The 25,895-nt window shown below is 61.8% G+C and carries 20 protein-coding genes and 1 tRNA gene; 11 read left to right on the top strand and 10 right to left on the bottom strand.

The features are described from left to right. Nucleotides 1-19: 19 nt before the first annotated feature. From ACBG85_RS15745 to ACBG85_RS15725, 5 genes are all read left to right on the top strand, one after another. On the top strand, nucleotides 20-832 hold the full coding sequence (locus ACBG85_RS15745; RefSeq protein WP_064074454.1) for a TM2 domain-containing protein: 813 nt from the start codon (nucleotides 20-22) through the stop codon (nucleotides 830-832). 133 nt (nucleotides 833-965) lie between these two features. Further along, the gene (gene gltB / locus ACBG85_RS15740) at nucleotides 966-5,465 is read left to right on the top strand and encodes a glutamate synthase large subunit (RefSeq protein ID WP_372023962.1); all 4,500 of its coding nucleotides are present in this window, start codon (nucleotides 966-968) and stop codon (nucleotides 5,463-5,465) included. After that, nucleotides 5,458-6,960: a glutamate synthase subunit beta gene (locus tag ACBG85_RS15735; protein ID WP_372023961.1), complete on the top strand. Its 1,503-nt coding sequence runs from the start codon at nucleotides 5,458-5,460 to the stop codon at nucleotides 6,958-6,960. Before gltB ends, ACBG85_RS15735 begins: the two co-directional genes overlap by 8 nt. 82 nt (nucleotides 6,961-7,042) lie before the next feature. Next, nucleotides 7,043-8,461, top strand: a complete 1,419-nt coding sequence (gene pyk, locus ACBG85_RS15730; protein ID WP_003944038.1) for a pyruvate kinase — start codon at nucleotides 7,043-7,045, stop codon at nucleotides 8,459-8,461. After that, entirely contained in the window at nucleotides 8,462-9,343 is an 882-nt protein-coding gene (locus ACBG85_RS15725) for an acyl-CoA thioesterase (RefSeq protein WP_372023959.1), read from the top strand. Nucleotides 9,344-9,376: 33 nt separating this feature from the next. Here ACBG85_RS15725 and ACBG85_RS15720 read toward each other — a convergent pair whose 3' ends face one another. Beyond that, nucleotides 9,377-9,880 carry an SRPBCC domain-containing protein gene (locus ACBG85_RS15720; RefSeq protein ID WP_042923025.1) on the bottom strand — a complete coding sequence of 168 codons (504 nt, stop codon included), beginning with the start codon at nucleotides 9,878-9,880 and terminating at the stop codon, nucleotides 9,377-9,379. Between the two features lie 277 nt (nucleotides 9,881-10,157). Here ACBG85_RS15720 and ACBG85_RS15715 point away from each other — a divergent pair, with 277 nt between their 5' ends. Then, nucleotides 10,158-11,129, top strand: a complete 972-nt coding sequence (locus ACBG85_RS15715; RefSeq protein ID WP_372023958.1) for a bifunctional 5,10-methylenetetrahydrofolate dehydrogenase/5,10-methenyltetrahydrofolate cyclohydrolase — start codon at nucleotides 10,158-10,160, stop codon at nucleotides 11,127-11,129. A 111-nt stretch (nucleotides 11,130-11,240) separates the two neighbouring features. Here ACBG85_RS15715 and ACBG85_RS15710 read toward each other — a convergent pair whose 3' ends face one another. Together ACBG85_RS15710 and ACBG85_RS15705 are read right to left on the bottom strand one after the other, a co-directional pair. Continuing rightward, on the bottom strand, nucleotides 11,241-11,873 hold the full coding sequence (locus ACBG85_RS15710) for a hypothetical protein (RefSeq protein WP_211921108.1): 633 nt from the start codon (nucleotides 11,871-11,873) through the stop codon (nucleotides 11,241-11,243). Between the two features lie 74 nt (nucleotides 11,874-11,947). Further along, a tRNA-Leu gene (locus tag ACBG85_RS15705) sits at nucleotides 11,948-12,024 on the bottom strand. Nucleotides 12,025-12,131: 107 nt separating this feature from the next. Here ACBG85_RS15705 and ACBG85_RS15700 point away from each other — a divergent pair. Further along, nucleotides 12,132-12,749, top strand: coding sequence for an ANTAR domain-containing response regulator (locus ACBG85_RS15700; RefSeq protein ID WP_003944029.1), 618 nt, complete (start codon nucleotides 12,132-12,134; stop codon nucleotides 12,747-12,749). A 208-nt stretch (nucleotides 12,750-12,957) separates the two neighbouring features. After that, nucleotides 12,958-14,289, top strand: a complete 1,332-nt coding sequence (locus ACBG85_RS15695; protein WP_003944031.1) for an ABC transporter substrate-binding protein — start codon at nucleotides 12,958-12,960, stop codon at nucleotides 14,287-14,289. 71 nt (nucleotides 14,290-14,360) lie between these two features. Here ACBG85_RS15695 and ACBG85_RS15690 read toward each other — a convergent pair whose 3' ends face one another. Genes ACBG85_RS15690 through ACBG85_RS15675 form a run of 4 tightly spaced genes read right to left on the bottom strand, consistent with a single transcriptional unit; the run spans nucleotide 14,361 to nucleotide 18,490 of the window. Next, entirely contained in the window at nucleotides 14,361-15,167 is an 807-nt protein-coding gene (locus ACBG85_RS15690) for an ABC transporter ATP-binding protein (RefSeq protein ID WP_372023956.1), read from the bottom strand. Further along, nucleotides 15,164-16,192, bottom strand: a complete 1,029-nt coding sequence (locus tag ACBG85_RS15685; RefSeq protein ID WP_007728722.1) for an ABC transporter ATP-binding protein — start codon at nucleotides 16,190-16,192, stop codon at nucleotides 15,164-15,166. The genes ACBG85_RS15690 and ACBG85_RS15685 overlap by 4 nt, the downstream gene beginning before the upstream one ends. Beyond that, the gene (locus ACBG85_RS15680) at nucleotides 16,185-17,174 is read right to left on the bottom strand and encodes a branched-chain amino acid ABC transporter permease (protein WP_003944088.1); all 990 of its coding nucleotides are present in this window, start codon (nucleotides 17,172-17,174) and stop codon (nucleotides 16,185-16,187) included. The genes ACBG85_RS15685 and ACBG85_RS15680 overlap by 8 nt, the downstream gene beginning before the upstream one ends. A gap of 5 nt (nucleotides 17,175-17,179) precedes the next feature. Next, nucleotides 17,180-18,490 carry a branched-chain amino acid ABC transporter permease gene (locus ACBG85_RS15675; protein ID WP_223304673.1) on the bottom strand — a complete coding sequence of 437 codons (1,311 nt, stop codon included), beginning with the start codon at nucleotides 18,488-18,490 and terminating at the stop codon, nucleotides 17,180-17,182. Between the two features lie 301 nt (nucleotides 18,491-18,791). Here ACBG85_RS15675 and polA point away from each other — a divergent pair, with 301 nt between their 5' ends. Beyond that, nucleotides 18,792-21,539, top strand: coding sequence for a DNA polymerase I (gene polA, locus ACBG85_RS15670; protein ID WP_007728727.1), 2,748 nt, complete (start codon nucleotides 18,792-18,794; stop codon nucleotides 21,537-21,539). 58 nt (nucleotides 21,540-21,597) lie between these two features. Here the strand turns inward: polA and trxA are convergent, their stop codons facing one another. Both trxA and ACBG85_RS15660 read right to left on the bottom strand, forming a co-directional pair. Beyond that, nucleotides 21,598-21,969: a thioredoxin gene (trxA, locus tag ACBG85_RS15665; RefSeq protein WP_003944106.1), complete on the bottom strand. Its 372-nt coding sequence runs from the start codon at nucleotides 21,967-21,969 to the stop codon at nucleotides 21,598-21,600. A gap of 74 nt (nucleotides 21,970-22,043) precedes the next feature. Further along, a complete protein-coding gene (locus ACBG85_RS15660; protein ID WP_372023955.1) occupies nucleotides 22,044-23,039 on the bottom strand; it encodes a helix-turn-helix domain-containing protein in 996 nt (331 codons plus the stop codon). Between the two features lie 213 nt (nucleotides 23,040-23,252). Here ACBG85_RS15660 and ACBG85_RS15655 point away from each other — a divergent pair, with 213 nt between their 5' ends. Continuing rightward, nucleotides 23,253-24,182, top strand: a complete 930-nt coding sequence (locus ACBG85_RS15655) for a DMT family transporter (protein ID WP_372023953.1) — start codon at nucleotides 23,253-23,255, stop codon at nucleotides 24,180-24,182. On the opposite strand, the gene ACBG85_RS15650 is transcribed toward ACBG85_RS15655, so the two are convergent. Further along, nucleotides 24,127-24,702, bottom strand: coding sequence for a 2'-5' RNA ligase family protein (locus ACBG85_RS15650; protein WP_193595251.1), 576 nt, complete (start codon nucleotides 24,700-24,702; stop codon nucleotides 24,127-24,129). The two genes, ACBG85_RS15655 and ACBG85_RS15650, sit on opposite strands and share 56 nt — an antisense overlap. Here ACBG85_RS15650 and ACBG85_RS15645 point away from each other — a divergent pair. Next, nucleotides 24,668-25,765 carry an isocitrate/isopropylmalate dehydrogenase family protein gene (locus ACBG85_RS15645; RefSeq protein WP_064689634.1) on the top strand — a complete coding sequence of 366 codons (1,098 nt, stop codon included), beginning with the start codon at nucleotides 24,668-24,670 and terminating at the stop codon, nucleotides 25,763-25,765. The two genes, ACBG85_RS15650 and ACBG85_RS15645, sit on opposite strands and share 35 nt — an antisense overlap. Nucleotides 25,766-25,895 lie beyond the last annotated feature (130 nt).

The raw sequence follows: 25,895 nt of genomic DNA, 5'->3' as shown, positions 1-25,895 counted from the left end.
GGAAAGTACGTTGCCTAACTTGAACAAGAATCCGGAACCTTCCGAGTCGGGGGACTCGTCTGGATCACAGCCGCCGGTTCCACCGCAGTTCGGGTCGCCGTTCGACTACGACGCGACGGCGGATGCGTCGTTGACGGAAACCTCGGCACCCACCGAAAAGACGCCGTCGACGGAGACCACCGGCACCGGTCCAGGCTGGGACACGTATTCGGGAGTCGGAAACGGTCCGGGGTGGGGAAACCACCCCATCTACCCGCCGCCGACCGGAACCGAATCGACCACAGCGTTTCCCGCTGCCGATTCTGATTCCACCCCGAATCAGCCGACAGCGCCGTACACGTCGCAGGAAAGTTACGCCGCCCAGAACTATCCGGCGCCGGACTACTCGAGGCCGACCCAAACCCCGACGGACGGTCCCGTCTACGGTGCACCGGCAGATCAGACTCCGAATCCCTACGCGGCTCCGCCGCAGGGCTACCCCCAGCCGGGATACTCACAGCCGGGTTACGGTCAGCCTCAGGGGTACCCACAAGCTCAGGGTTATCCTCAGCCTGGCTACGGCCTGGTCGACCCGTCCGCACCATACGGACGTGACCCGATGACCGGTGAACCGTACTCGGACAAGTCGAAGACGACTGCCGGATTGCTGGGCATTCTGCTCGGCGGATTCGGTGCAGGACGTTTTTATCTCAACCAGCCCGGCATGGCTGTCGCACAGATCGCGGTCACTTGGTTGACGTGTGGAATCGGTGGCATCTGGCCGCTCATCGACGGAATCATGATGTTGACCGGCAGTGTGCGCGATCAGTACAACCGCCCTTTGCGTAGCTGATCGAAACGACCCTCGGCAAGTGTGACCCCCTGATGCCTCGGTATCAGGGGGTCACCGTTTTGCTCTCGCGACCTGCGGTTATGGGCTGATAAACTAGCGCACGTCGGCTGCATGTCCGCGTGGAGGTCGCCGAGTGCTGTTTTCTCGAATACCTGAACCTCGGGGCCTGTACGACCCCGATCAGGAAACCGATTCGTGTGGTGTAGCCGTGGTAGCAGACACCTCTGGACGCCACCTGCATTCCGTTGTCGACGATGCGCTCGCGGTCCTGGGCAATCTCTCCCATCGCGGCGCAGTTGGGCGCGAATCCAACAGCGGAGACGGCGCGGGCATTCTGATTCAGCTGCCGACGGAGTTCTTCGACGCGGTGACCGAGTTCGAGCTTCCACCACCCAACGCGATGGGTGAGAACACCTACGCGGCCGGAAACTGCTTTCTCCCGGTGGATCAGGAAGCACGTTGGCGCGCGGTAGTTCGGATACACCGGTACGCAGCGGCAGAAGGACTGCAGATTATCGGGTGGCGAGAGGTGCCGGTCGACCGAGACTGCGTCGGAACCGTTGCCGCGCAGTGCGCTCCGTACATCAGTCAGTGTTTTGTGACGTGCGCCGAGTCGCGAGATCGTAGTGTGGGCGGAATTGCCTTGGACAGACGAGTGTTTGCGCTCAGGAGACAAGTCGAGCGAATTCATTCGGCCGATGATGCGGTGTATTTCCCCTCGTTGTCCGCCCGAACCATCGTGTACAAGGGCATGCTGACGCCGACGCAGTTATCCGGTTACTTCACCGACCTACGCGACGACCGAATGCGAACTGCGTTGGCAGTTGTGCACAGTCGATACTCCACGAACACATTTCCGTCGTGGCCACTCGCTCAGCCGTATCGCTGCATCGCCCACAACGGCGAGATCAATACGATTGTGGGAAACAGGAATTGGATGCGCGCTCGCGAGCCGATGCTGCGGAGCACACTTTTAGGTGGGGACATCGATCGCCTGTTTCCGATCTGCACCCCGGGAGGATCCGACTCTTCGTCGTTCGACGAAGTACTGGAGTTTTTGACGCTCGGGGGCCGCAGTGTGCAACACGCCATCGCGATGATGATTCCCGGAGCCTGGGAGAACGATTCTTCGATGCCCGACGAGATAAAGGCCTTGTACCAATTTCACGGTTGTCTGATGGAACCGTGGGACGGTCCGGCGTCCGTGACGTTCAGCGACGGCATTGTTGTCGGGGCCGTGTTGGATCGCAACGGTCTTCGCCCAGGGCGATGGTGGCGGATGAAGAACGACCGTATCGTGTTGGCCAGTGAGAGCGGTGTGTTCGACGCTCCCACGTCCGAGGTGTTGGAGAAGGGGCGCCTCGAACCGGGACGCATGTTTCTCGTGGACACCGCTCGCCATCGGATCGTTTCCGATGCGGAGATCAAGTCCGAACTCGCGAGCACAGCCCCCTACCGGGACTGGGTCGACGGGGGATTGGTAGACCTCGAGGACATCCCCGAGACTGCGCCTGCCCGAGGCGATCCGCCTCCGCTGTTGCAACGGCAGTTGCTCTTCGGATACCACGCCGAGGACCTGCGGGACATTCTTGTCCCGATGGCAAGCTCAGGATCGGAGCCGTTGGGATCGATGGGTGTCGACACGCCTCTCGCCGTTCTTTCGGATCGGCCGAAGCTGTTGTACGACTACTTTATTCAGCTCTTTGCTCAGGTGACCAACCCGCCTTTGGACGCGATTCGCGAGGAAGTCGTCACTACGCTTGGTGTCACCCTCGGCGCTGAGCAGAACTTGTTCGAAGCGTCGGCGCTGTCGTGCCGAAGGATTGTTCTCGACAAACCGGTGATCGGACCGGGGAAGATGGCGAAGGTTGCCGAACTATACGGCGCAAGAACTCCGAGAAGCGCTGTCCTTCGCGCAAGTTTCGATCCGAGGGGCAGTCTCACCGAAGGCGTCGAGAGGCTTCGTGAGTCCGCCCGAACAGCCGCCGCAGCCGGAATCGAGATTCTGGTGATCTCCGACCGTGGATCAGGCCCTGAGCAGGCTCCCATTCCGTCATTGCTCGCAGTATCAGCCGTGCACCACGATCTGGTTCGTCATGGCCTGCGGACCAAGGTTTCCCTCGTCGTCGACTCGGGTGACGCGCGCGAAGTTCATCACATCGCGCTGCTGATCGGCTACGGTGCGGCGGCTGTCCACCCGTATCTTGCTCTCGAATCTGTCCAAGCCCTCAGCGAGCAGGACGAACTTCCCGGGATAGATCCGAAGACTGCGTCGGACAACTACCTGAGAGCAACAAATTTCGGCGTGCTCAAAGTGATGTCGAAGATGGGAATCGCTACGGTTCACTCCTACACGGGCGCACAGGTATTCGAGGCCGTGGGCTTGGGTCGAGAGTTGGTCGACGAATACTTCTGCAACACACGGAGCCGGATCGGCGGGATCGGTATCACCGAAGTCGCGCGCGAAGTTCTGATGCGCCACACGGCTGCGTTCTCGTCGTCCGCAGTGCAGCATCGTCAGTTCGACAATCGTCAGTTGACCGACAGTGGACAGTACCGGTATCGCCGCGATGGTGAATTGCATGTGTTCACACCCGAATCCGTGTTCTTCCTTCAGTATGCGACCCGGACCGGGCGAAGTGAGATGTTTCGTCGCTACAGCGATGAAGTCGATCGACTGAGCGCGCAGGGCGGAACACCGCGGGGATTGTTTCGATTTCGGTGTGAGGTTCGTCCGCCGATTCCGCTCGATCAGGTCGAACCCGTCGAGTTGATTCTCGCTCGATTCAACACCGGTGCGATGAGCTACGGTTCCCTCTCTGCGGAGGCGCACGAGACGATGGCGGTTGCGATGAATGCTCTCGGCGGGCGTTCCAACACCGGTGAGGGCGGAGAGTCGCCGGAGCGGTTGCGTGACGACAAGCGTCGAAGCGCTGTCAAGCAGGTCGCGAGTGGTCGCTTCGGGGTGACCAGCGATTACCTGGTCAATGCCACCGACATTCAGATCAAGATGGCCCAAGGTGCCAAGCCGGGTGAAGGAGGGCAGCTTCCGGGGTCCAAGGTGTACCCGTGGATCGCGGAAACCCGGTACTCGACGCCTGGGGTCGGGCTCATTTCTCCGCCCCCGCACCACGACATCTATTCGATCGAGGATCTCGCCCAATTGATCTACGACCTCAGATGCGCGAACAATCGCGCGCGGATACACGTGAAGTTGGTCAGCGCAGCCGGAGTCGGGACTGTTGCGGCAGGTGTGGCCAAAGCGCACGCCGACGTGGTGCTGATCTCCGGTCACGACGGTGGGACGGGTGCTGCGGCACTCTCGTCCATCCACCACGCGGGTACGCCCTGGGAGGTCGGGCTGGCCGAAACTCAGCAGACTCTGGTGCTCAACGGGTTACGCGATCGAATCGTCGTCCAGTGTGATGGGGGTTTGCGCACGGCGCGGGACGTCGTCGTCGCCGCGTTGCTGGGGGCGCAGGAGTACGGGTTTTCCACGGCGCCACTCATCGCGGCCGGCTGCGTCATGATGCGGGTATGTCACCTCGACACCTGCCCCGTCGGAGTAGCAACGCAGAATCCCGAACTGCGCGAGCGATTCACCGGCCGGCCCGAGTACGTCGAGAACTTTTTCCGCTTCATCGCCGACGACGTACGACGGCTGTTGGCAGAACTGGGGTTTCGAAGTATCGACGACGCTCTGGGCCACGCAGACGTATTGGAAATGTCTCCGGCGGTGGCGCATTGGAAGAGTCGCACGTTGGACCTCTCACCACTCTTCGACGTTCCGGCCGCGCCGACCGGCGCGGCCTACCCGCCGTGTGTACCTGTTTCGAGCGAACTCGAACGCACCCTGATCGAGTGCGCCGCGAACTCACTCGAGGACGCTCGACCCGTGCATATCGAACTGCCAGTACACAATACGGATCGGGCGGTGGGAACGAGGCTGGGCGCAGAGGTGACCAGACGCTACGGCGCCGTTGGGCTACCTGAAGGCACCATCGACGTCGTGCTCAGTGGAACGGCAGGCCAGTCACTCGGTGCGTTCCTGCCGCCCGGCATCTCGCTGGTCGTCGTCGGCGATGCAAACGATTACGTGGGAAAGGGGCTCTCGGGTGGACGAATTGTGCTTCGGCCGAGTGAGGACGCACCCTTCGTGGCCGAGGAGCAGGTGATTGCCGGCAATACGCTGCTGTACGGCGCTACGAGCGGTGCGCTCTATGCCAGGGGGCGTGTCGGGGAACGATTCGCGGTGCGCAACTCGGGCGCGGTCGCTGTGGTGGAAGGCGTCGGCGACCATGCGTGCGAGTACATGACCGGGGGTCGCGTCGTCATCATCGGCCCAACTGGTAGGAACCTTGCTGCGGGAATGTCGGGCGGAATTGCCTTCGTACTCGACGTGAAGGCAGAGAAGGTCAACGGCGACATGGTCGTTCTGGAGCGGCCTTCGGCGGAAGACTGCAGTCAGCTGGTCGAAATTCTCGGCGAGCATTTGGCTGCGACCGGCTCGCCGGTGGCGGCAAAACTTCTCGACGACTGGGTTGGCCAGAGTCCGAGATTCACCAAAGTTTTGCCTGTCGACTACCGGAAGGTCGTGGAAGAGAACGAACTGGTGGAGCCGGCTCATGCCTGACGCACGCGGGTTCCTCAACGTGAAACGATCCGGCTCACCGACCAGATCGACCGATGTGCGTGTCGGCGACTGGGCGCCGGTATACGAGTCGCTGGATCCCGTCGTGCGAAATCGAGACGTATCTGCACAGGCCTCGCGTTGCATGGACTGCGCTGTGCCGTACTGCCATTCGGCCGACGTGGGGTGTCCGCTCGGCAATCTCATTCCGGAATGGAACGACCTGGTTCGGCGTGGACGGTGGTCCGAAGCCTCGGAGAATTTGCATTCCACCAACAATTTCCCCGAGTTCACCGGACATCTGTGCCCCGCACCGTGCGAAACGGCCTGCGTTCTCGCACTCGACGACGAGCACACGTCGGGGGGTGTCACCATCAAGCGCATCGAACAGGCGATCGTCGACAACGCCTGGGAATCGGGTTGGTTGGGGCCGCAGGCACCGGTAGTTCACAGCGGAAACCGTGTTGCGGTTGTCGGTTCGGGACCGGCGGGGCTGGCCGCGGCTCAACAACTGACACGAGCCGGACACAGTGTCACGGTGTTCGAGCGGAGCGATCGGATCGGGGGACTGCTTCGCTACGGAATTCCGGAATTCAAGTTGCCCAAGGCCCTCATCAACCGGCGGCTGGACCAACTGACCGCCGAGGGGACCAGATTCGTCACTGACTGCGCCGTCGGAGTGAACGTGAGCGCGCACGACCTCTCGACGGATTTCGAGGCGGTAGTCCTGGCGGTCGGGGCTGATCGTGCCAGAGACACCGACGTACCGGGTCGTAGTCTTCGCGGAATCCATCGTGCGATGACGTACCTGCGTGCGGCCAACCACGAATGCGAGGGTGATGGTGCGTCGAGCATCTCGGCGCGAGGTAAGAAAGTCGTGATCATCGGTGGCGGCGACACGGCCGCCGACTGCCTCGGCACGGTGCATCGCCAGGGTGCGCACGCAGTGACGGAGTTGGATTACCACGTCCCACCTCCGGCACACCGCGATCGAGATCGCGACCCATGGCCGTTGTGGCCGCGGGTCCTACGCAGCTCGCCGGCGGATGAGGAGGGCAGTGACAAACGGTTCCGATGGGCTGCGCAGGAATTTCTCGACGACGGTAAGGGTGCGGTCCGTGCAATCCGGATGGTTCCGGTAGCCGTGTCACGAGCGAAGGACGGACAACGGACCCTGGTGGAGACCGGCGACACGACGGATCTGGTGTGCGAGATGGTCCTGCTCGCTCTGGGTTTCGACGGCGTCGAAACCGCCCCGCTGCTCACCGACCTTGATGTCGGCACCGATCCACTCGGCAGAATCGAGTGTGATGTCGGGTGGCAGACCCGGACACCCGGCGTATTCGTCTGCGGCGACGCGCATCGCGGGGCGTCGCTGGTCGTGTGGGCGATTGCCGAGGGACGGTCGGCCGCACGTGCCGTCGACATGTTTCTCACAGGCGAGTCGGCGCTTCCGGCTCCGGTTCATCCAAAGGCATTTCCGCTGTTCGTGAGCTGACCAACTGAATCGAGTAAGTACAGAAAGTGCAGGTCGCAAATGCCGGATAGAAGTGCGGTGGGGTAGCGACTAGGCTCGAGCCGTGAACCGACGGACAAAAATTGTATGCACACTTGGACCTGCGACAGCTTCTGGCGACCGCATCCGTGAGCTCGTGGAGAGCGGCATGGACGTGGCGCGCCTCAACTTCAGCCACGGCGAGCATGCCGATCACGAAGAAAACTACATTCGCGTCCGCGCCGCGTCGGACGCCACCGGAAAGGCCGTCGGTGTTCTCGCCGACCTTCAGGGGCCCAAGATTCGCCTCGGCCGATTCAAGGACGAGCGGACCACCTGGGCCAACGGTGAAGAGGTTCGTATCACCGTCGACGACGTCGAGGGAACGCACGATCGCGTCGGGACCACGTACAAGGAATTGGCGCGCGACGCCAAGGCCGGCGATCGACTGCTGGTCGACGACGGAAAGGTCGGCCTGGTCGTCACGTCCATCGACGGCAACGACGTCGTCTGTCGGGTCACCGAAGGCGGTCCGGTCAGCAACAACAAGGGCCTCTCACTGCCCGGTATGAACGTCTCCGTTCCAGCCCTGTCGGGCAAGGACATCGCCGACCTCGAGTTCGCTCTCAAGCTGGGTGTCGACTTCATTGCACTCTCCTTCGTTCGCTCACCGGCGGACGTCGAATTGGTTCACGCCATCATGGATCGAGTCGGGCGCCGCGTTCCCGTCATCGCGAAGCTCGAGAAGCCCGAGGCCATCGACAATCTCGAAGCCATCGTGCTCGCGTTCGACGCCGTCATGGTCGCCCGCGGTGACCTCGGTGTCGAGTTGCCGCTCGAGCAGGTCCCGCTCGTTCAGAAGCGCGCAATCCAGATTGCTCGTGAGAACGCGAAGCCGGTCATAGTCGCGACGCAGATGCTCGAGTCGATGATCGAGAACTCACGTCCCACTCGCGCAGAGGCATCCGATGTCGCCAACGCCGTTCTCGACGGCGCCGACGCAGTCATGCTCTCGGGCGAGACTTCGGTGGGCAAGTACGTCATGGAAACCGTTCGCACCATGGCTCGCATCGTCGAGGCCGTCGAGAACGAATCGACCCGTGTCCCACCGTTGACCCACGTCCCGCGCACCAAGCGCGGTGTCATCTCGTACGCAGCACGCGACATCGGCGAACGTCTCGACGCCAAGGCCTTGGTTGCGTTCACTCAGTCCGGTGACACGGTGCGTCGACTGGCTCGTCTGCACACGCCGCTGCCGTTGCTCGCCTTCACACCGCTGCCCGCGGTGCGCAGTCAGCTGACGCTGACGTGGGGAACCGAGACGTTCCTGGTCGATGCGGTGGCCACCACCGACGAGATGGTGCGTCAGGTGGACAGTGCGTTGCTCTCCCTCGGGCGGTACGTCAAGGGCGACCTCGTGGTCATCGTTGCCGGGTCCCCTCCGGGAACTGTCGGTTCCACCAACCTCATTCACGTCCACCGCATCGGTGAAGAGGACCACTGAGTGACCCACGCGAACGCGTCCACCGACCTCGGTACTCTCCTCGGTTTGTTGGATCTGGAGCAGATCGGTGAAGACGCGTTCCGTGGATACCACCCGAAACAGGTAGGTTCGCGGACGTTCGGCGGTCAGTTGGTGTCTCAGGCACTGATGGCCGCCGGGCGGACCGTCGACGGTGATCGCCCCATCCATGCGGTGAATGCCCATTTCATTCGCGGCGGAGATGTCAAGGCGCCCATCGAGTATCGGGTGGATCGTCATCGCGACGGGCGGGCGTTCGCCAACCGTCAGGTGACTGCCTATCAGGGTGAGAACGAATTGTTCGTGATGCTCGCGGCGTTCCAGGACTCCGGCAAGGGGCTCGACCATGCTGTCGAGATCCCGGATGTTCCACTTCCGGAGTCGTTGCCTCCCATCGGCGATCATCTGGTGGGGTACGAGGAAAAACTGCCGCATTTCAGTGCAGCGCTCAAGCCGATCGACATGCGGTACGCCAACGATCCGGCGTGGATCCTCAAGGGCACCGGCGAGAAACTCAACCACAATCGGGTGTGGATGCGCCCCGACGGTGATCTGCCGGACGATTCGCTCATTCACGCTGCGACGCTGGCGTATTCGTCCGACACCACCGTGCTCGATTCGATTCTGACCACTCATGGTTTGTCCTGGGGTCATGATCGTATCGTCGCGGCGACGGTCAATCATTCGATCTGGTTCCATCGCCCGTTCCAGTTCACCGACTGGGTCCTGTACGCCACCGAATCGCCGGTCGCCGCAGGTTCGCGCGGTCTGGCAACCGGACGGTACTTCTCGGTGGAAGGACTGCTGTTGGCGACGGTGGTCCAAGAAGGAATGATCAGGCATTTCCCGCGTAAAGGGGAATGAGATGCGGGCCCGAGACTGAACTCGGGCCCAGAATCAAGCAGACTTGCGATATTGCGGTGAGAGTTCGTCGGCGCGGTCCCACGGAGACCAGTCGACTTCGCGTCCATCGAGTTGGGCCGCAACAACTTCCAAGCCCGCGTGCCAACCGGCGGCGTGCGCGTACGCGGACTCCTCGTCCTCCATCGTGTGGGTGAGAGTCAGCCAACAGCCGCCGGTGCCGTCCGGTGCCAGTTCCCAATGAAGAGTGTCTGCGTCCCAGAGGAATTCGAGAATTCGGTGCGGGTGGACGCTGATGACCGTCCCGCGCGTCACGTGATCTGCGGGCAGTCCGAAACGCTCGACTTGTTCCGGTGTCACCTTGAACAGTAGATCCGCGCCGGGAGTGAGATCGAAATCGACGTCCGCCGGAAACCAGGCGTCGAGGTACTCGCGTTCCGTTATCACTTTCCAGACCTTGTCCGGTGCGTGCGGAATCGCCAGTTGGAAGCTCAGTGACACCCGACCGTCATAGGTCAGGTTTATCTTGCCGTTGTCCATCGGTGCCTCCAATGCTTGGTGCCCGTGCGGTTGCCCCCATCGTGCCATCTAATTGCACAGGATGGAATAACTGCAGGTCAGATCGTTACCTATTGATAGGTTATGTCGATTTGTCTCGTTTTGTGAGTGGCGTTCTCGACGCGTTTCGTGGCGGTGAAGCAACCGCGCGGTACGCTGACCACGCACGACTGGCGCGGGTGGGAATTACCACCGGGGAGTGCACATCGCGAGGCATCGACCGCCTGGGTGCTTCACACATCTTGTGTGAAGGGGATCCATGTCTATCGAGAATCGGCCCACCGAAAATCTGTCTACCGAAAATCTGCCCAGCCAGAACGTGGCCGCTCGAATAATCGACGGACGCGCAATTGCCGATGCTGCGCTCGCGGACCTGTCGGTGCGCACCAGGCAGTTTCGTGATGAGGCGGGGCACGTTCCTTGCCTGGCCGCCGTCATCGTGGGAGCGGACCCGGCCTCGAAGGCGTATGTACAGATGAAGGCCAAACGATCTGTCGCCGTCGGAATGACGTCGCGGACGGTCGAACTCCCAGTGAGTACAACCACCGAAGAACTGGTCGACGTGCTGAGAGCGTTGTCGGCGGACCCTTCGATCGACGGCATACTGCTGCAACACCCGGTGCCAGACCACATCGACGAACGGGCCGCGTTCGATGCCATCTCGGCCGACAAAGACGTTGACGGCGTCACTTCGGCATCTTTTGCGGCAATGGCGTTGACCGGTGGGGGATTCGAATCGTGTACGCCGAGTGGCATCCTGCGCCTGCTCGACGCCACAGGCGTCGAACTCTCCGGAAAGCATGCTGTCGTGGTCGGCCGAAGCCCGATACTCGGATTGCCGATGGGAATGCTCCTCCTGCGTCGAGGCGCAACGGTGACATACTGCCATTCGCGCACCGTCGACCTGGCCGCCCACGTCGCCTCGGCAGACGTCGTCATCGCGGCCGTCGGTGTTCCGGAACTGATCAAAGGGACGTGGATCAAGCCTGGTGCAGTGGTGATCGATGCGGGGTACAACGAGGGCAACGTCGGAGATGTGGAGTACGCCGCTGCGCTCCCACATGCCGGTGCGATCACACCAGTGCCGGGTGGCGTCGGCCCCATGACGGTGGCAGTCCTGCTGGAACAAACACTGGCAGCAGCAGTTCGAGCAGCGGACGTTCGGGCATGCAGTGAGAATCATGACAGTCGTGTTGAACCGGACCCCGCAATCGCCTCGGATCGATTGTGAGACCTCGGTGTCGAGACGGAGTATTCATCCGCCCCGCGATAACCGAATTACCGCGTCGAGCACCGCTGCGCTGGAATGGCTGAGCTGAGCGCGCAATTGGGTATTCGACAGTCAGCTGTCTGCCTTGGGGATGTCGATCGTCAACTGGGACGGTGAATCGGATGTCGATACGGTGTATGCCGGACGGATGTCGACCGTGCCGACAAACGACTGCAGGATCGCACTGTTCCTGGCTGCACTGTCTATGCGCGTGATGTTTTCGCCCTCGTGAGATACGGAGTTGAGCGACGAATCCGATTGGACTCCCATCAGGTCGACTTGAAGTATCGATCGACTTCCGACGTCCACGACTGTGCTGTCACCCGCTCGGATTGCTTCACTGACGTATTCGGTTTTCCAGAACACAGATCCGCTTCCGTCGAAGCGATAGGTGATGCGGGTGAAACCATCGTGATCGATCACGTCGATCTCGGTCACGTCGACGCGCGGAGTCGGTGAAGGGACCTCCGTGTCGTTCGGGAACGGGGGAGGCATGGAGATCTCGGTGGATGGGGCATCGATAGGGGGAGAGCCGACCTGAAGGGTGCCGGTCTGTGTTGCAGCATCGAGCGCGGCCTGGGTGGAAGATTCGCCGGCAGTGCTGGATTCGCCGGCAGTATTGGATTGGCCGTCTGTTTGACACCCGGTGAGCAGCGCGAGAATCGATATGGCTCCGAGCAGAGCAATCAGCCGGTGACCGTTCATGGATCGAATCTACGGCGGTCGATCTGGGGTACAGCCGAATGCCGAAACCTTGCGGTGCGGCCAGCTGCGGCAGGTGGTGCCCTCGGTGAGACTCGAACTCACACTGGACGGGTTTTGAATCCGTTTCCTCTGCCAATTGGGATACGAGGGCTTGTTGCGATGACTACATTAGAAGATGCGATTTCAATGTCAAACACCGGTACCCTCTAATCGTTCGCGTCTCGTGTCGGGGCGGTTCGATGGAGGAGGATGGTGGCCATGAATTCGCCGCAGCCGCAAGGCAATCAGCTCGCACCCCGTCGTGTTGTCGTCGCTGAAGACGAGGCGTTGATCCGCATGGATCTGGTCGAGATGCTCCGCGAAGAGGGCTACGACGTCGTCGGTGAGGCCGGTGACGGGCAGGTCGCGGTGGAGTTGGCCGAGTCGCTCAAGCCTGATCTGGTCATCATGGACGTGAAAATGCCCAGGAGAGACGGCATCGACGCCGCTTCGGAGATTGCCGCCAAACGCATCGCTCCTGTTGTCATTCTCACAGCGTTCAGTCAGCGCGAGTTGGTCGAGCGCGCACGCGATGCCGGCGCCATGGCTTACTTGGTCAAGCCGTTCTCGATCAGTGACCTCGTTCCCGCTGTCGAATTGGCGGTCAGTCGTTTCCGCGAGGTGACGGCGCTCGAGCGTGAGGTCGCTGATCTTTCGGACCGGCTCGAAGCACGCAAGCTGATCGAGCGAGCCAAGAGTGTTCTGATGGTTCGCCAAGCGCTCACCGAACCTGAGGCGTTCAAGTGGATTCAGCGCGCCGCGATGGATCGGCGCTCCACGATGAAGGCGGTCGCACAGGTCGTACTGGAAACTCTGGGCGGTGAACCGGACGCTTGAGCAAAGTGTCCGGGTTACCCGGTTGCTGCGTCGACCGTCGAAACGTCGCGCAGCGCTACAGCCGTGTAAACACTGTGCACCTTCAGATAACAGTCAGGTCACAGGGCTTTCTTGAAGGATCGCGAAACGGTTCCAAGGTCTAGCGTCTGATCCCACAGCGAGCGCCAGTTCGGGTGGCGCGAGCACCGGCTGATCTTAGGAGCGTGGGATGGCTAGACGAACACTTGTGCGTACTGCTGCAGTTCTCGGCGCGGCATCACTGGCACTTGCAGGCTGTAGCTCGGACAAGTCGGATGACTCGTCTTCGAGTGGCTCTACGTCCGGCGCTTCTGCCGCGACGACATCCGTCACGACTGATTGCACCCCGGAGCAGGCCAAGGCCGGCGCCACCCCGTCCACGGAAGCGCTGCGCATCGGCACGCTTCTTCCCGATACAGGCAGCTTGTCGTTCCTCGGGCCGCCGATGGTCGCGGGCACCCAGCTGGGAGTCAATGACGTCAATGCAGCCGGAGGCGTTCTCGGCCAACCGGTCCAGCTGATTCCCGGCGATTCGGGTGACACCACAACGGACACCGCCAACACCACCGTCGACCGCGAATTGGCTGCAGGCACTCAGGTCATCGTCGGCGCCGCGTCGTCCTCGGTCTCGCTCAAGGTGATCGACAAGATCGCCAGCGCAGGCGTCGTGATGTTCTCGCCTGCCAACACCTCGGACCAATTCGTCTGCTACCCCGACAAGGGCATGTACTTCCGCACCGCTCCGACGGACGTACTACAGGCTCAGGCCGTCGCACAGCTCATTTCGGACGACGGTGGTCAGCGCGTAGCGATCATGGCCCTCAACGACCCGTACGGGACGGGTCTGGCGGACAACATCGAAAAGAATCTGATCGATTCGGGTGTCCCCTCCGATCAGATCGAGAAGATCATCTACGACCCGAACGCGCAGTCGTTCAACTCCGAAGTCGATCAAGTCAAGAACTTCAATCCGGATGCAGTGGCACTGGTGGGCTTCGAAGAGTCGGCGAAGATCATCACGCGCATGCACGAAGTGGGCATCGGCCCGTCGGACGGAATGGCGATGTACGGCGTCGACGGCAACATGGGTAACGCTCTCGGCGAATCCGTGGCGAAGCCGTTGCTCGACACCATGCAGGGAACGACGCCCCTGACGGACGTCGGAGCTGCCTTCCAGGATCGTCTGAAGGCTGTGAACCCCTCTCTGATCGACTTCAACTACGCCGGAGAGTCATACGACGCGGTGGTGATCTCAGCGCTCGCTGCCGAGCAGGCGAAGTCGACGGCCGGTACCGACATCGCGGCCAACATCAACAGCGTCACCGAAGGCGGCACCAAGTGCACGTCCTACGTCGAGTGCCTGCCGTTGGTGAAGGCGGGAACCGACATCGACTACGACGGCATCACCGGTGAGTTGGACTTCAACGATTCGGGGGAGCCGTCCATCGGTTCGTACGGAAAGCTCAAGTTCGGCCCTGAGAACACCCTGACCACAGAAGGATTCGTGGTGGTGGGCAAGTAAGTCGTGGGCAGGTAAGCAGCCAACGAGAATGGGCCAGGGTCTCGCGACCCTGGCCCATTCTCGTGTCTGTCCTACTTCTCTTTGCTTCCAGCGAGCGTTCCCAAGTACAACTCGATCACCTTGGGGTCGTTCATCAGATTGGCGCCGGTGTCGGTGTACGCGTTCTTACCCTGATCGAGTACGTAACCGCGGTCGCAGATCTGAAGGCAGCGGCGCGCGTTCTGCTCGACCATGATGACCGAGACACCGGCAGCATTGATCTTCTTGCAGCGGATGAACACCTCGTCCTGGAACATGGGGGACAGGCCCGCGGACGGTTCGTCGAGCAGCAGCACCGACGGATCCATCATCAGGGCCCGGCCCATCGCGACCATCTGGCGTTCGCCGCCGGAGAGTGCGCCGGCCTTCACCTTTCGTCGTTCACTCAGAAGAGGGAACAGTTCACTCACGAAGGCGAATCGTTCCGCGAATGCCTTGGGCCGCAGATAAATGCCCATTTCGAGGTTTTCTTCGATGGTCAGAGTCTGAAAGACGTTCTGTGTCTGAGGGACGTACCCGACTCCCTTCTGAACGAGGACGTGAGCGGGCGCAGACGTGATGTTGTCCTCGCGTAGGGTGACCGACCCTTCGCGTACCGGTATCAGTCCGAACAGTGATTTCAGGAGTGTCGATTTGCCTGCGCCGTTCGGTCCGATGATCCCGACGATTTCCCCTTCCTTCAGGAAGAAGTTGCATTCACGCAGGATGTTGACGCCGGGAATGTAGCCCGCGACGAGGCTGTCGGCGCGGATCAGGGCACCTGCCGACAGTCGCTGATGCTCCTCGGCCGTCGCGGCGAACTCTGCAGGCGTGAGTGAACGTGCGTGGTTCTCGCTCATGGCTTCTCGTGCCTTCCGCGCGGTTCCTCGGGACTCGATTCCAGCGTCGCGGCGAGATCGGCCGGAAGGTTGTCGACGTCGGGTTCCGACAGGTCCCCGCCCGACTCGAGGGTTTCGACCTCGGCTTCAGCCAGGGCGGCGGCCAGAACGGCCGTCTCGCCCACCGGATTTCCGTTGTCGTCGAACTCGAGGGCCTGGTCATGGTGGCTGCCCAGATATGCGTCGACGACGGCTGTGTTGGACGAGAGTTCGTCCGGGGTGGATTCGGCGATGACGCTGCCCTGCGCCATGACCACCACCCAATCGCTGATGTCTCGGATCACGTCCATGTCGTGCTCGACGAACACGACGGTCATTCCGTCGTCGCGCAATGACTTGATGTGTCCGAGCAGGCTTTGCGTCAGAGCAGGATTGACCCCCGCCATCGGTTCGTCCAGCATCACCACCGAGGGCGAGGTCATGAGTGCGCGAGCCATTTCGAGCAGTTTGCGCTGCCCACCGGAGAGTGAACCGGCGAGGTCGTCGGCCTTGGTGTCGAGTTTGAATCGTGCGAGGAGTTCGTTGGCGCGATCGGTGATCTCGCGTTCCTGGCCTTTCCAGATCCACGGGACGAGAGATGCAAAAATGCGTTCACCACGTTGGCCGGTGGCACCGAGACGTACGTTGTCCAGCACGGTGAGTTTGGAGAGCGCCTTGGTCAACTGGAACGTCCGTACCACTCCTTTCCTGGCTACCTGGTGGGGATACATGCGGCCCAGCGATTGACCGTCCATCGACCACGTACCGGTGTCCGGCCGGTCGAATCCGGTAAGGAGGTTGAAGAGCGTCGTTTTTCCGGCACCGTTTGGACCGATCAGACCCGTGATGCACCCTCGTTGAATCTCGAGGTGATCGACGTCGACGGCCTTGAGACCGCCGAACGTCCGCGAGACGTTGTCAGCGACCAACACCGGATCGGGTTTCGCCGATCCGGGAAGGTGAGGAACGTCGGCAAAGATCTGTGCTCTGGTATCGGCGTCAAGCATTGAGTTGCACCTCCCGCTTGTTACCCAGTATTCCCTGCGGTCTGAAGACCATCAGGAGAGCAATCATCAATCCGAGCAGGACATACCTGGTGGCTCCGACCTGTTGTTCGGTCAGCGAGAGCAGCGGATTCTCGCCGGAGATCGCCTGACGCAGCAAGGCATCAGGGATGGCGAGGAGGAACCAGAACAACATTGCGCCGACCACCGGGCCGAATACCGTTGCCGCCCCGCCCAGAATCAGTGCGCCGAACGCGAAGAACGTCTGCGCGGTCGAGTAGAAGTCCGGGTTGATGGACTTGGTCTGCAAAGCGTTGAACACTCCGGCCAGACCACCGATCACGCCGCCGAGAACCAGCGCCTGCATCTTGTACACGAACACGTTCTTGCCCAACGATCGCGCTGCGTCCTCGTCTTCGCGTACCGCCTTGAGGACGCGCCCCCACGGGCTGTGCGTCAACAGGTAGACAAATCCGCACAAGATCAAGACCAGCGTCCACCCCACGACCATCGACCAGAGGTCGTCTCCGTAGAACTTCACGCCGAGAAATGAGTACTGCTTGGCCGAGTCGAAGGGGCTCAGTGCGGTGAACGGGTCTGCGAAACCGAACAGGCCATTGGTGGAACCGGTCACCGAATCCGACGCGGTCGAGCGGAAGATCAGACGCAAGATCTCCGAGGCCGCGATGGTCACGATGGCGAGATAGTCGGCGCGCAGACGCAGCGTCGGGATACCGAGCACGAGCGCGAGGAGCCCGGCTGCGGTGAGTCCGACGAGGATGCCGAGCCAGAGCGGCTGGTCGTAGGTCACGGTCATGATGCCGACGCCGTAGCCGCCGAGAAGGGCAAACCCGATCTGACCGAAATTGAGCAGTCCGGCGTAGCCGAAGTGCAGGTTCAACCCGATTGCCAACAGTGCGTAGAAGATTGCCGACGGCCCGATCAGCTGGGCGAAGGAAACCTGGAAAGCTCCCATGATGTCCATATTCGTCACCCGATCCTTTGTCTGGATCCGAGGATGCCCTGGGGGCGAACCACGAGGATCACGATCAAGACGAGAAGTCCGCCGATGTATTTGAGGTCTGGGTTGATGATGAGCGTCGAGAGTTGGACCAGAAGTCCGACGATGACGCAGCCGAGTAGCGCCCCGTACGCGGTTCCCAGACCACCGAGGGTGATTCCGGCGAACATGAGCAGCAACAGTTTGAATCCCATTTCCCACTGGACGCGTCCGCCGAGTTCGGAGATGCCGAACAGCACACCGCCGAGGGCGGCCAATCCGCCGCCGAGACCCCAGACGAACATGATCACGCGCTCGACGTTGATTCCGGACGAAGCGGCGAGGTCACGATTGTCGGAGACGGCACGCATGGCCTTTCCGATGCGAGTCTTCTGCAGAAGCAGTGCGACGCCGACCAGGACGACCAGACTGACGATCATGACTATCGCGTTGGCGTCGGTCAGTGCGATCGGGCCCCAGTTCTTCTCGACCTGGCCCTGGTAGTCGTCGAACGGTTCGGCGCGGTCGGAGAAGAAGATCAGGATCAAGTAGCGCAATGAAATCGCGAGGCCGATCGAGACCACCAATTGCGCGATCAACCCGGTCTTGCGCTTACGCAGTGGTTTCCAGACGATTCCGTTGGTCAGCAGGCCGATGCCGATGCCGACGAAGATCGCGAGGATCGTGGCGGGAATCAGCGGAACGCCGAAGGACGTGTTGATCACCCAGGCAGCAACGGCTCCCAACGTCACCATCTCGCCGTGAGCGAAGTTGGTCAGGCCAGTGGTGCCGTAGATCAGGCTCAAACCCACACCGGCGATCGCGATCACGAGGCCGAACCGCAGACCGTCGACCGTCGTGCGGATCAGCTTCTCGCCGAAGCTGACATTCGAGGCGGTACGTACCTCGCCGAACGAGAAGATCACGGTGTTCGCGCGGCCGGCCACCACCTCGCGTTCGACAGCGGCTTGCACACTGACCCCGTCGGGAAGTGTGTCGGCAACGATCTCGAAGGTGTAGGTGCCCGGTGCCACGGCCAGTTCCCAACGGCCGTTCGATGCCGATTCTCCGGTGGCGACTTCCGTGCCGGAAGAATCGAGTGCACGCACGGTGACGCCCTCGAGGCGTGTGCCGCCGTTGTTGAGATTGCCGCTGACGGGGACAGCGTTGTCGGGAACCGGTGCTGTCGGTGGCGCGGATGCTGTCGGGGTCGGCGGTGTAGGGGAAGTGGTCGGTTCCTGAGCCGAAGCAGTTCCGGCCAGGCTGAGTAATGCGAAGAACGTCAGTAATGCAAAGGCCAGTAGTCGGCTGAGTGTCGCGAGGGTCTGCCGTTTCACTACGGGTGGGGCCACGTACGTCCTCCGAGCGGGTCGGGAATAGCGCGTCTGGACAAAGTGCCGCGCAGCAGAGGGATTGTTTCGCTGCTGCGATTTCCGGACTCTAACGGCTCCGTTCGCTTCAGATGGGGTTCTGAGATTTCCGGGATGTTTCGGTTCCGTATCGAAGGCGAAGGCTGCATCAATTGTCCGATTCTTGTGTCTGTTCCTGCGTAAACAACGGCGAAGGCGTCGATGTCGGTCGCGATCCCTAGACTGATGAACCGTGAGCCCCGCAACCACAACTCGGTCCAGCACGTCCACCGCTCCAGCCGGCACCACCGGCAAGGCGGACGATCGCCCTCTTCTGATGCTTCTCGACGGGCATTCGTTGGCGTTTCGCGCCTTCTACGCGCTGCCTGCAGAGAACTTCAAGACACACAGTGGGCAGGCCACCAACGCGGTGTACGGCTTCACGTCGATGTTGATCAACCTTCTTCGTGACGAGCAGCCCACCCACCTGGCCGCGGCCTTCGACGTGTCGCGTCAGACGTTTCGCGCCGACCTGTTCCCCGAATACAAGGCGCAGCGCGCGAAGGCTCCTGACGAATTCAAGGGCCAGATCGACATCACCAAGGACGTTCTCGGCGCGCTGGGCATCCCGGTCATGGCCGAGGAAGGTTTCGAAGCCGACGACGTGATCGCCACCTTGACCACGCAGGCGGAGGCCCTCGGATACCGGGTTCTCGTCGTGACCGGTGACCGTGACTCGCTGCAACTGGTGACCGACAACGTCACTGTGCTCTACCCGAAGAAGGGTGTCTCGGAGCTCACCCGATTCACGCCGACGGCCGTAGAGGAGAAGTACAGCCTCAGCCCGGCGCAGTATCCCGATTTTGCTGCACTGCGCGGCGACCCGAGTGACAACCTCCCCGGCATCCCCGGCGTCGGCGAGAAGACCGCCACCAAGTGGATCCGTGAGTACGGCGACCTGCAGGGACTGGTCGACAACGTGGACAAGGTCCGCGGCAAGGTGGGCGACTCACTGCGGGAGAACCTCGCGAACGTCCTGCTCAATCGTCAGCTCACCGAAATGGTTCGCGACGTTCCCTTGCCGTACACGCCCGAGCAGTTGGTGTTGGCCCCGTGGGACCGCGAGAAGATTCATGCGTTGTTCGACGATCTCGAGTTCAAGGTTCTCCGCGATCGACTGTTCGCGACCCTGTCGTCGTCCGAGCCCGAAGCAGAGGAAGGGTTCGAGGTCAGCGGCGACGCACTCGCCCCGGGTGCGGTTGCCGCGTGGCTCGACGCCCACGCACGAACCGGTGAGCGTCACGGCGTGACGGTGCTCGGAACCAGAACTCCGTTCGCCGGCGACGTCACTGCACTCGCGATCGCGGCCTCCGACGGTGAATGTGCATACATCGCGGCGTCGACGGCAACACCGGAAGACGAAGCAGCTCTCGGTGATTGGCTCGCCGACGCATCGCAGCCGAAGGCGCTGCACGAAGCCAAGTGGGCGATCCATGCTCTGCGTGGGCGTGGTTGGACGCTCGGTGGACTGACCAGCGACACTGCTCTGGCCGCGTACCTCGTCCGGCCGGGCCAGCGCAGCTTCAATCTCGACGACCTCTCGCTCCGCTACCTCAAGCGTGAACTGCGCGCCGAAACATCCGGCCAGGAACAGCTTTCACTGCTCGACGACACCGAGCAGCTCGATGCCGAAGCGGCCGAGACCGCGATGCTCAGCGCTCAGGCCGTTCTCGACTTGGCAGCTGCACTGGACACCGAGTTGGAGTCGATCGAATCCAAGTCGCTCCTCTCCGACATGGAACTGCCGTTGACGATCGAGCTCGCTCAGATCGAGGCCACCGGCATCGCCGTCGACAGCGCGCATCTGCACGATCTTCAGAGCCGTTTCGCCTCCCAGGTCGCCGACGCAGCAAACTCGGCCTACGAGGTGATCGACAAGCAGATCAACCTGGGTTCGCCGAAGCAGCTGCAGGTGGTCTTGTTCGAAGAACTCGACATGCCCAAGACGAAGAAGACGAAGACGGGCTACACCACCGACGCCGAGGCGTTGCAGGGTCTGTTCGACAAGACAGGACACCCGTTCCTCGAACACCTTCTCGCGCACCGTGATGCGACGCGTATGAAGGTGACCGTCGACGGTCTTCTCAAGGCCGTAGCCGAAGACGGACGCATTCACACGACGTTCAACCAGACGGTTGCCGCGACCGGACGTCTGTCGTCGACCGATCCGAACTTGCAGAACATCCCGGTGCGAAACGACGCGGGGCGCGAGATTCGCGACGGATTCGTAGTCGGGCAAGGGTTCGACGTTCTACTCACTGCCGACTACAGCCAGATCGAAATGCGCATCATGGCGCACGTATCAGGCGACGAGGGACTGATCGAGGCATTCAACACCGGTGAGGACCTGCACAGCTTTGTCGGCTCGCGCGCATTCGGTGTACCGATCGAAGAGGTGACTCCAGAACTGCGGCGCCGGGTCAAGGCGATGTCGTACGGTCTGGCCTACGGGCTCAGTGCCTACGGATTGGCGTCGCAGCTGAAGATTTCGACCGAAGAAGCGAAGCAGCAGATGGATGCGTACTTCGCTCGTTTCGGCGGCGTGCGGGATTACCTCCACGCGGTGGTCGAGCAGGCACGTAAGGACGGCTACACCTCGACGCTCTACGGTCGTCGTCGCTACCTGCCGGACCTCAACAGCGACAACCGTCAGCGTCGTGAGGTTGCCGAACGTGCTGCCCTCAATGCGCCGATCCAGGGCACTGCGGCCGACATCATCAAGGTGGCGATGATCAACGTGCAGAAGGCTCTCGCTGACGCCGGATTGAAGTCGCGCATGCTGTTGCAGGTGCACGACGAATTGGTGCTCGAAGTGGTTGCCTCCGAGTTGGAGGAGGTCACCGCGCTGGTCAAGGACAAGATGGCCACAGCCATCGAGCTGTCGGTGCCTCTGGATGTTTCGGTGGGAACCGGTCGAAGCTGGGACAGCGCGGCTCACTAGGCAGCAACGAAAAAGGCTGGGCCGGAATCGACTTCGATTCCGGCCCAGCCTTTTCACGCTATTCAGCAGATGCGGTCTGCTCTGCGATCTGCTTGCGGACCTCGTCCATGTCGAGTGCCTTGACCTGAGTGACGAGCTCCTCGAGCTGAGCGGCGGGAAGCGCGCCGGCCTGGTTGAACACGAGTACGCCTTCGCGGAAGGCCATGATCGTGGGGATGGAGCGGATGTTGGCGGCCGCTGCGATTCCCTGCTCGGCCTCGGTGTCGACCTTGGCGTGAACGACGTCGGCATGCTTCTCCGAAGAGGCTTCGAACGTCGGTGCGAACTGGCGGCACGGGCCGCACCAGGAGGCCCAGAAGTCCACGAGGACGACGTCGCTGCCGTTGATCGTTTCGTCGAAGTTCTGCTGGGTGAGTGTCTGGGTGGCCACAGGGGTCCTTTCCATTGTGCGGGCTGTTGGTGTGTGCAACGCCCCGGAACCGCTGATTCTTCCCTGAGCCGATTTCAGCTTGCGTTCTCGGTCGCCCGAAACGTCCGGCGGTAGGCCTGCGGCGTGGTGCAACGCAGACGAATGAAGTGCTGGCGAAGCACGGCACCGCCGCCGAATCCGACGCGTTCTGCGATGACGTCGACGGAGAGGTCGGAATTCTCGAGGAGATGTTGGGCGGCCAGTACTCGCTGATCGCTGAGCCAGCGGGCGGGGGTTGTTCCCGTTTCCGCTTGGAAACGGCGCGCGAACGTGCGCGCGGACATGTTCGCGCGGGCTGCGACCATGCCCACAGTGAGGTCGAGGGCGAGGTTCTCCGTCATCCAGTCGAGGAGCGGGGCAAGGGTTGCACTCGGCGTCGAGGCGAGGGGAGTGGCAACGTACTGGGCTTGCCCACCGTCACGATGGGGCGGCACCACCATCCTTCTCGCGATGCCATTGGCAACGCGAGAACCCTGTTCTTTTCGGACGATGTGCAGGCACAGGTCAATTCCTGCCGCGGTGCCTGCGCTGGTGAACACCGGATCTTCGTCCACGTACAACACGTCCGGATCGACCTTGGCTTCCGGATACGTCTGGGCAAGCCTCTCTGCATGCCGCCAATGCGTCGTGCATCGCCTTCCGTCCAGTAGTCCAGCCGCCCCGAGGACAAACGCTCCGGTGCACAGACTCGCCACCTTGGCGCCCCGGGCTAAGGCCTCGTTGAGTTTGACCAACAGGGGATCGACACTCGAGTCGGGACTCGGTGAGCACATGTACGCGTCGCCGGCGTCGTAGGTTCCGCCGGCGGACACGACGATGAGATCGGCGTCGTCGAGAGAATCGAGGTTGTACGGAACATCGATGTTGTACCCGAACCGCGTTCGGATCGGACCCGGAACTGCGGCGATCAGAGAGAAGTCGTACGTGGGGAGGCCGTCGTCGGATCGGTCGAAGCCGAAGACTTCACATGCGACGCCGAGTTCGAACGCTTCGGTCATCGGCATCAGTGGGACCACCACTTTCGCGAGCATCTTTCGAGTGTGACAGAAAAACAGGAAAGTGGCAGAAAATCGTCCAAGTCTGGCTTTTCTGCCACTACTGCCACGTGGGACATTCCGTCAGGCTGGACACATGGCAATCATCGTCGTCAGCGTCTTGGTCCTACTGGTCCTGAACGTACTAGCTCTTGCCGGCCGAACGCCCGACACTCGTCACGACGTCAGTCCGCACGGAGACTTCACCCTTTGAGGGCAAGTCTGGCCTTTCAATACACCGCAGCTGCGGTGGTGTGGGGAGCCAGTTTCCTCTTCATGAAGATCGGGCTCGAAGGTCTGTCCTTCACGCAGGTAGTTCTGTGGCGCTTGGTCTTCGGTGCGCTCGCGCTGGTTCTCGTGTCAGCGGTCAGCCGGATCGGCCTACCGAGGGACTTTCGCGTCTGGAAACACATGGCTTTTCTCGCAGCGACACAATGCATCGTGCCGTGGCTGCTGTTCAGTTGGGCGGAGCAAAACATGTCTTCGGGACTCGCGAGCATCTACAACGCCACCACGCCACTGATGACTATGGCTGTCTCCCTTGCCTTTCTGCCGGGGGAGACGCTGACGCGATACAAATCGCTGGGGTTGCTTCTCGGATTCGGTGGGGTGCTGATCGTATTGGCGCCGTGGAATCTCGGCGTCGGCGGAAGTGTCAGTTCTCAGGTCGCTTGCCTGGGAGCGACTGCCTCGTACGGGATTTCGTTTGTCTACCTCAGACGTTTCGTGCTTCCTCTCGGCGTCGACACCCGCACGGTCGCGTTATTGCAGATCAGTATCGGTGCATTCGTGATGGTTCTGGCCTCACCGGTCATCGCGAATACACCGATGCACCTGACGCCGGCAGTTGTCCTGTCGATGATCGCTCTGGGCGCACTGGGGACCGGGCTCGCATTCATCTGGAACACCAATGTCGTTCAGGGGTGGGGGCCGACTGCGGCGTCCACCGTCACTTACCTCAGTCCAGTGGTGGGCGTCGCTCTCGGCGCAATAGTCTTGAACGAAAGCGTTGGCTGGAATCAGCCGGTTGGTGCACTCTCGGTGATCGCGGGAATCCTGGTGACCCGACGTGCAACCCGATCTGTCACAGCGGCGGCGTCAGTAACCACTCCGTCTTCTGTTCGCCGTCCCAGCGCCTGATCGCGCCGCTGCGCCCGTGAATCACGTCGTTACCGACCAGGGCAATGGCTTCACCCAGACGTGCAGGTTCGACGCGTCGGGCGAGCGTCACATGAGGAGTCCACCCGCCGGGCTCGACGTGGGCGGGAAGCGCCGTCGAACCAACGGTTGCCTCGGCTATTTCTCGGTGCAGGTGAAGGAGTGCGCGCGAAGGAATGACCGAGCGCGCCAAGACCATCTGCTTGCCGCCGAACACGATGTAGCCACCGAGTCGGACCTCGAAGTCCGGGGCCGAGAAGCGCCGCTTCAACAGTCCGTCGACCTCCGCGGGGATCTCACGGGCGACGAACAGTGTGATGTGCGGACGGTTGGACGGGCTGTGATGAGAGGCCTGACTTGGTAAACCGGCGTCGGCGAGAAGCTGCCACTGTGCTCGGACTGCCGACTCACTCACTGGATCGAGGAGCAATTCCACCGACTGGACCATGGTGAGCAATGATTGCCTGATGACAGGTGCGAGCGCAATCGGTACTTCGGCCATGCGGCTGGGACTCATGCACGGCGACGGAATCGGCCACGAAATCGTCCCGGCGACACGGCAGATCGTGGATGCGGCGTTGTCAGCGGTTCATGCTCCGCCCGTCGAGTGGGTCGAGCTTCCGCTCGGGAACACGGCCATCGACAGCCACGGCACACCGATTCCCGACGAGACCATCGATTCGTTGGGGCAGCTGCAGGGTTGGATTCTCGGACCCCACGACAGTGCGTCCTATCCGGAGAGGTTTCGCGGACAACTCACACCCGGCGGCGTCATCCGGAAGAAGTTCGAGCTGTTCGCGAACATCCGACCGGCAGCGGCGTTCCCCGGTGTCAAGGCAATGGTCCCCGACATGGATCTGGTGATCGTCCGCGAGAACACCGAGGGGTTGTACGCGGATCGGAACATGGCAGTCGGCAGCGGCGAGTTCATGCCGACGCCCGACATCGCGCTGGCCGTCGGTGTGTTCACCCGCGCTGCGTGTGAACGGATCGCACGCACTGCCTTCGCGTTGGCGTCGCGACGGCGCAATCACGTCACGATCGTCCACAAAGCCAACGTCCTCACACTGACCACCGGCCTGTTCCGTGACGCCTGCCGAACAGTCGCTGCGGAGTACCCACACGTAGTCGTCGACGACGAGCACGTCGACGCGATGGCGGCGCACCTGGTTCGGCGCGGCGGCGACTTCGATGTCGTGGTGACCGAAAACATGTTCGGCGACATCTTGTCGGATCTGGCGGGCGAGCTGTCCGGTTCACTCGGAACCGCGCCGTCGATCAACGCTTCCGAGACGCAGGTCATGGCTCAGGCTGCGCACGGTGCCGCACCCGACATCGCCGGGAAGAATCGGGCGAACCCGACGGCACTGTTCCTCTCGAGTGCAATGATGCTCGACTGGCTCGGTGATGCGCGTGGCGATCGGTTGTTGTCTGCGGCAGCACGCCGGATTTCAGATGCCGTTCGCACGACCATCGCGTCGGGCATCGCGACCGCCGACCTCGGCGGTTTGGCATCGACCAGCGAATTTTCCGAAGTCGTGTACGCACACACTCTGCGTCGCTGATTCTTGTACGACAGGCCGGAATCTTGCGAAGTCGGCGACGGTGGAACTCCTGCCGTAACCTACCGTTCGACTGAATTTCGGATGGACGTTGCAAGTGCGGCGATCGACGAGTGGAGAGCAGAGTCGTGGT

Origin of the sequence: Rhodococcus sp. NyZ502 (assembly GCF_041464245.1) — a bacterium.
Classification (GTDB): domain Bacteria; phylum Actinomycetota; class Actinomycetes; order Mycobacteriales; family Mycobacteriaceae; genus Rhodococcus_F; species Rhodococcus_F qingshengii.
Note: the sequence above shows the minus strand (reverse complement) of the source record. Positions and strands in the feature narration are given on the sequence as shown.

Bases quoted from the DNA above. Each gene is read 5' to 3' on its own strand.
- ACBG85_RS15735 (WP_372023961.1), top strand. From the start codon at position 5,458: ATGCCTGACGCACGCGGGTTCCTCAACGTGAAACGATCCGGCTCACCG.
- ACBG85_RS15720 (WP_042923025.1), bottom strand. From the start codon at position 9,880: ATGGACAACGGCAAGATAAACCTGACCTATGACGGTCGGGTGTCACTG.
- ACBG85_RS15715 (WP_372023958.1), top strand. From the start codon at position 10,158: ATGTCTATCGAGAATCGGCCCACCGAAAATCTGTCTACCGAAAATCTG.
- ACBG85_RS15710 (WP_211921108.1), bottom strand. From the start codon at position 11,873: ATGAACGGTCACCGGCTGATTGCTCTGCTCGGAGCCATATCGATTCTC.
- ACBG85_RS15700 (WP_003944029.1), top strand. From the start codon at position 12,132: ATGAATTCGCCGCAGCCGCAAGGCAATCAGCTCGCACCCCGTCGTGTT.
- ACBG85_RS15695 (WP_003944031.1), top strand. From the start codon at position 12,958: ATGGCTAGACGAACACTTGTGCGTACTGCTGCAGTTCTCGGCGCGGCA.
- ACBG85_RS15690 (WP_372023956.1), bottom strand. From the start codon at position 15,167: ATGAGCGAGAACCACGCACGTTCACTCACGCCTGCAGAGTTCGCCGCG.
- ACBG85_RS15685 (WP_007728722.1), bottom strand. From the start codon at position 16,192: ATGCTTGACGCCGATACCAGAGCACAGATCTTTGCCGACGTTCCTCAC.
- ACBG85_RS15680 (WP_003944088.1), bottom strand. From the start codon at position 17,174: ATGGACATCATGGGAGCTTTCCAGGTTTCCTTCGCCCAGCTGATCGGG.
- ACBG85_RS15660 (WP_372023955.1), bottom strand. From the start codon at position 23,039: ATGCTCGCGAAAGTGGTGGTCCCACTGATGCCGATGACCGAAGCGTTC.
- ACBG85_RS15645 (WP_064689634.1), top strand. From the start codon at position 24,668: ATGACAGGTGCGAGCGCAATCGGTACTTCGGCCATGCGGCTGGGACTC.
- ACBG85_RS15650 (WP_193595251.1), bottom strand. From the start codon at position 24,702: ATGGCCGAAGTACCGATTGCGCTCGCACCTGTCATCAGGCAATCATTG.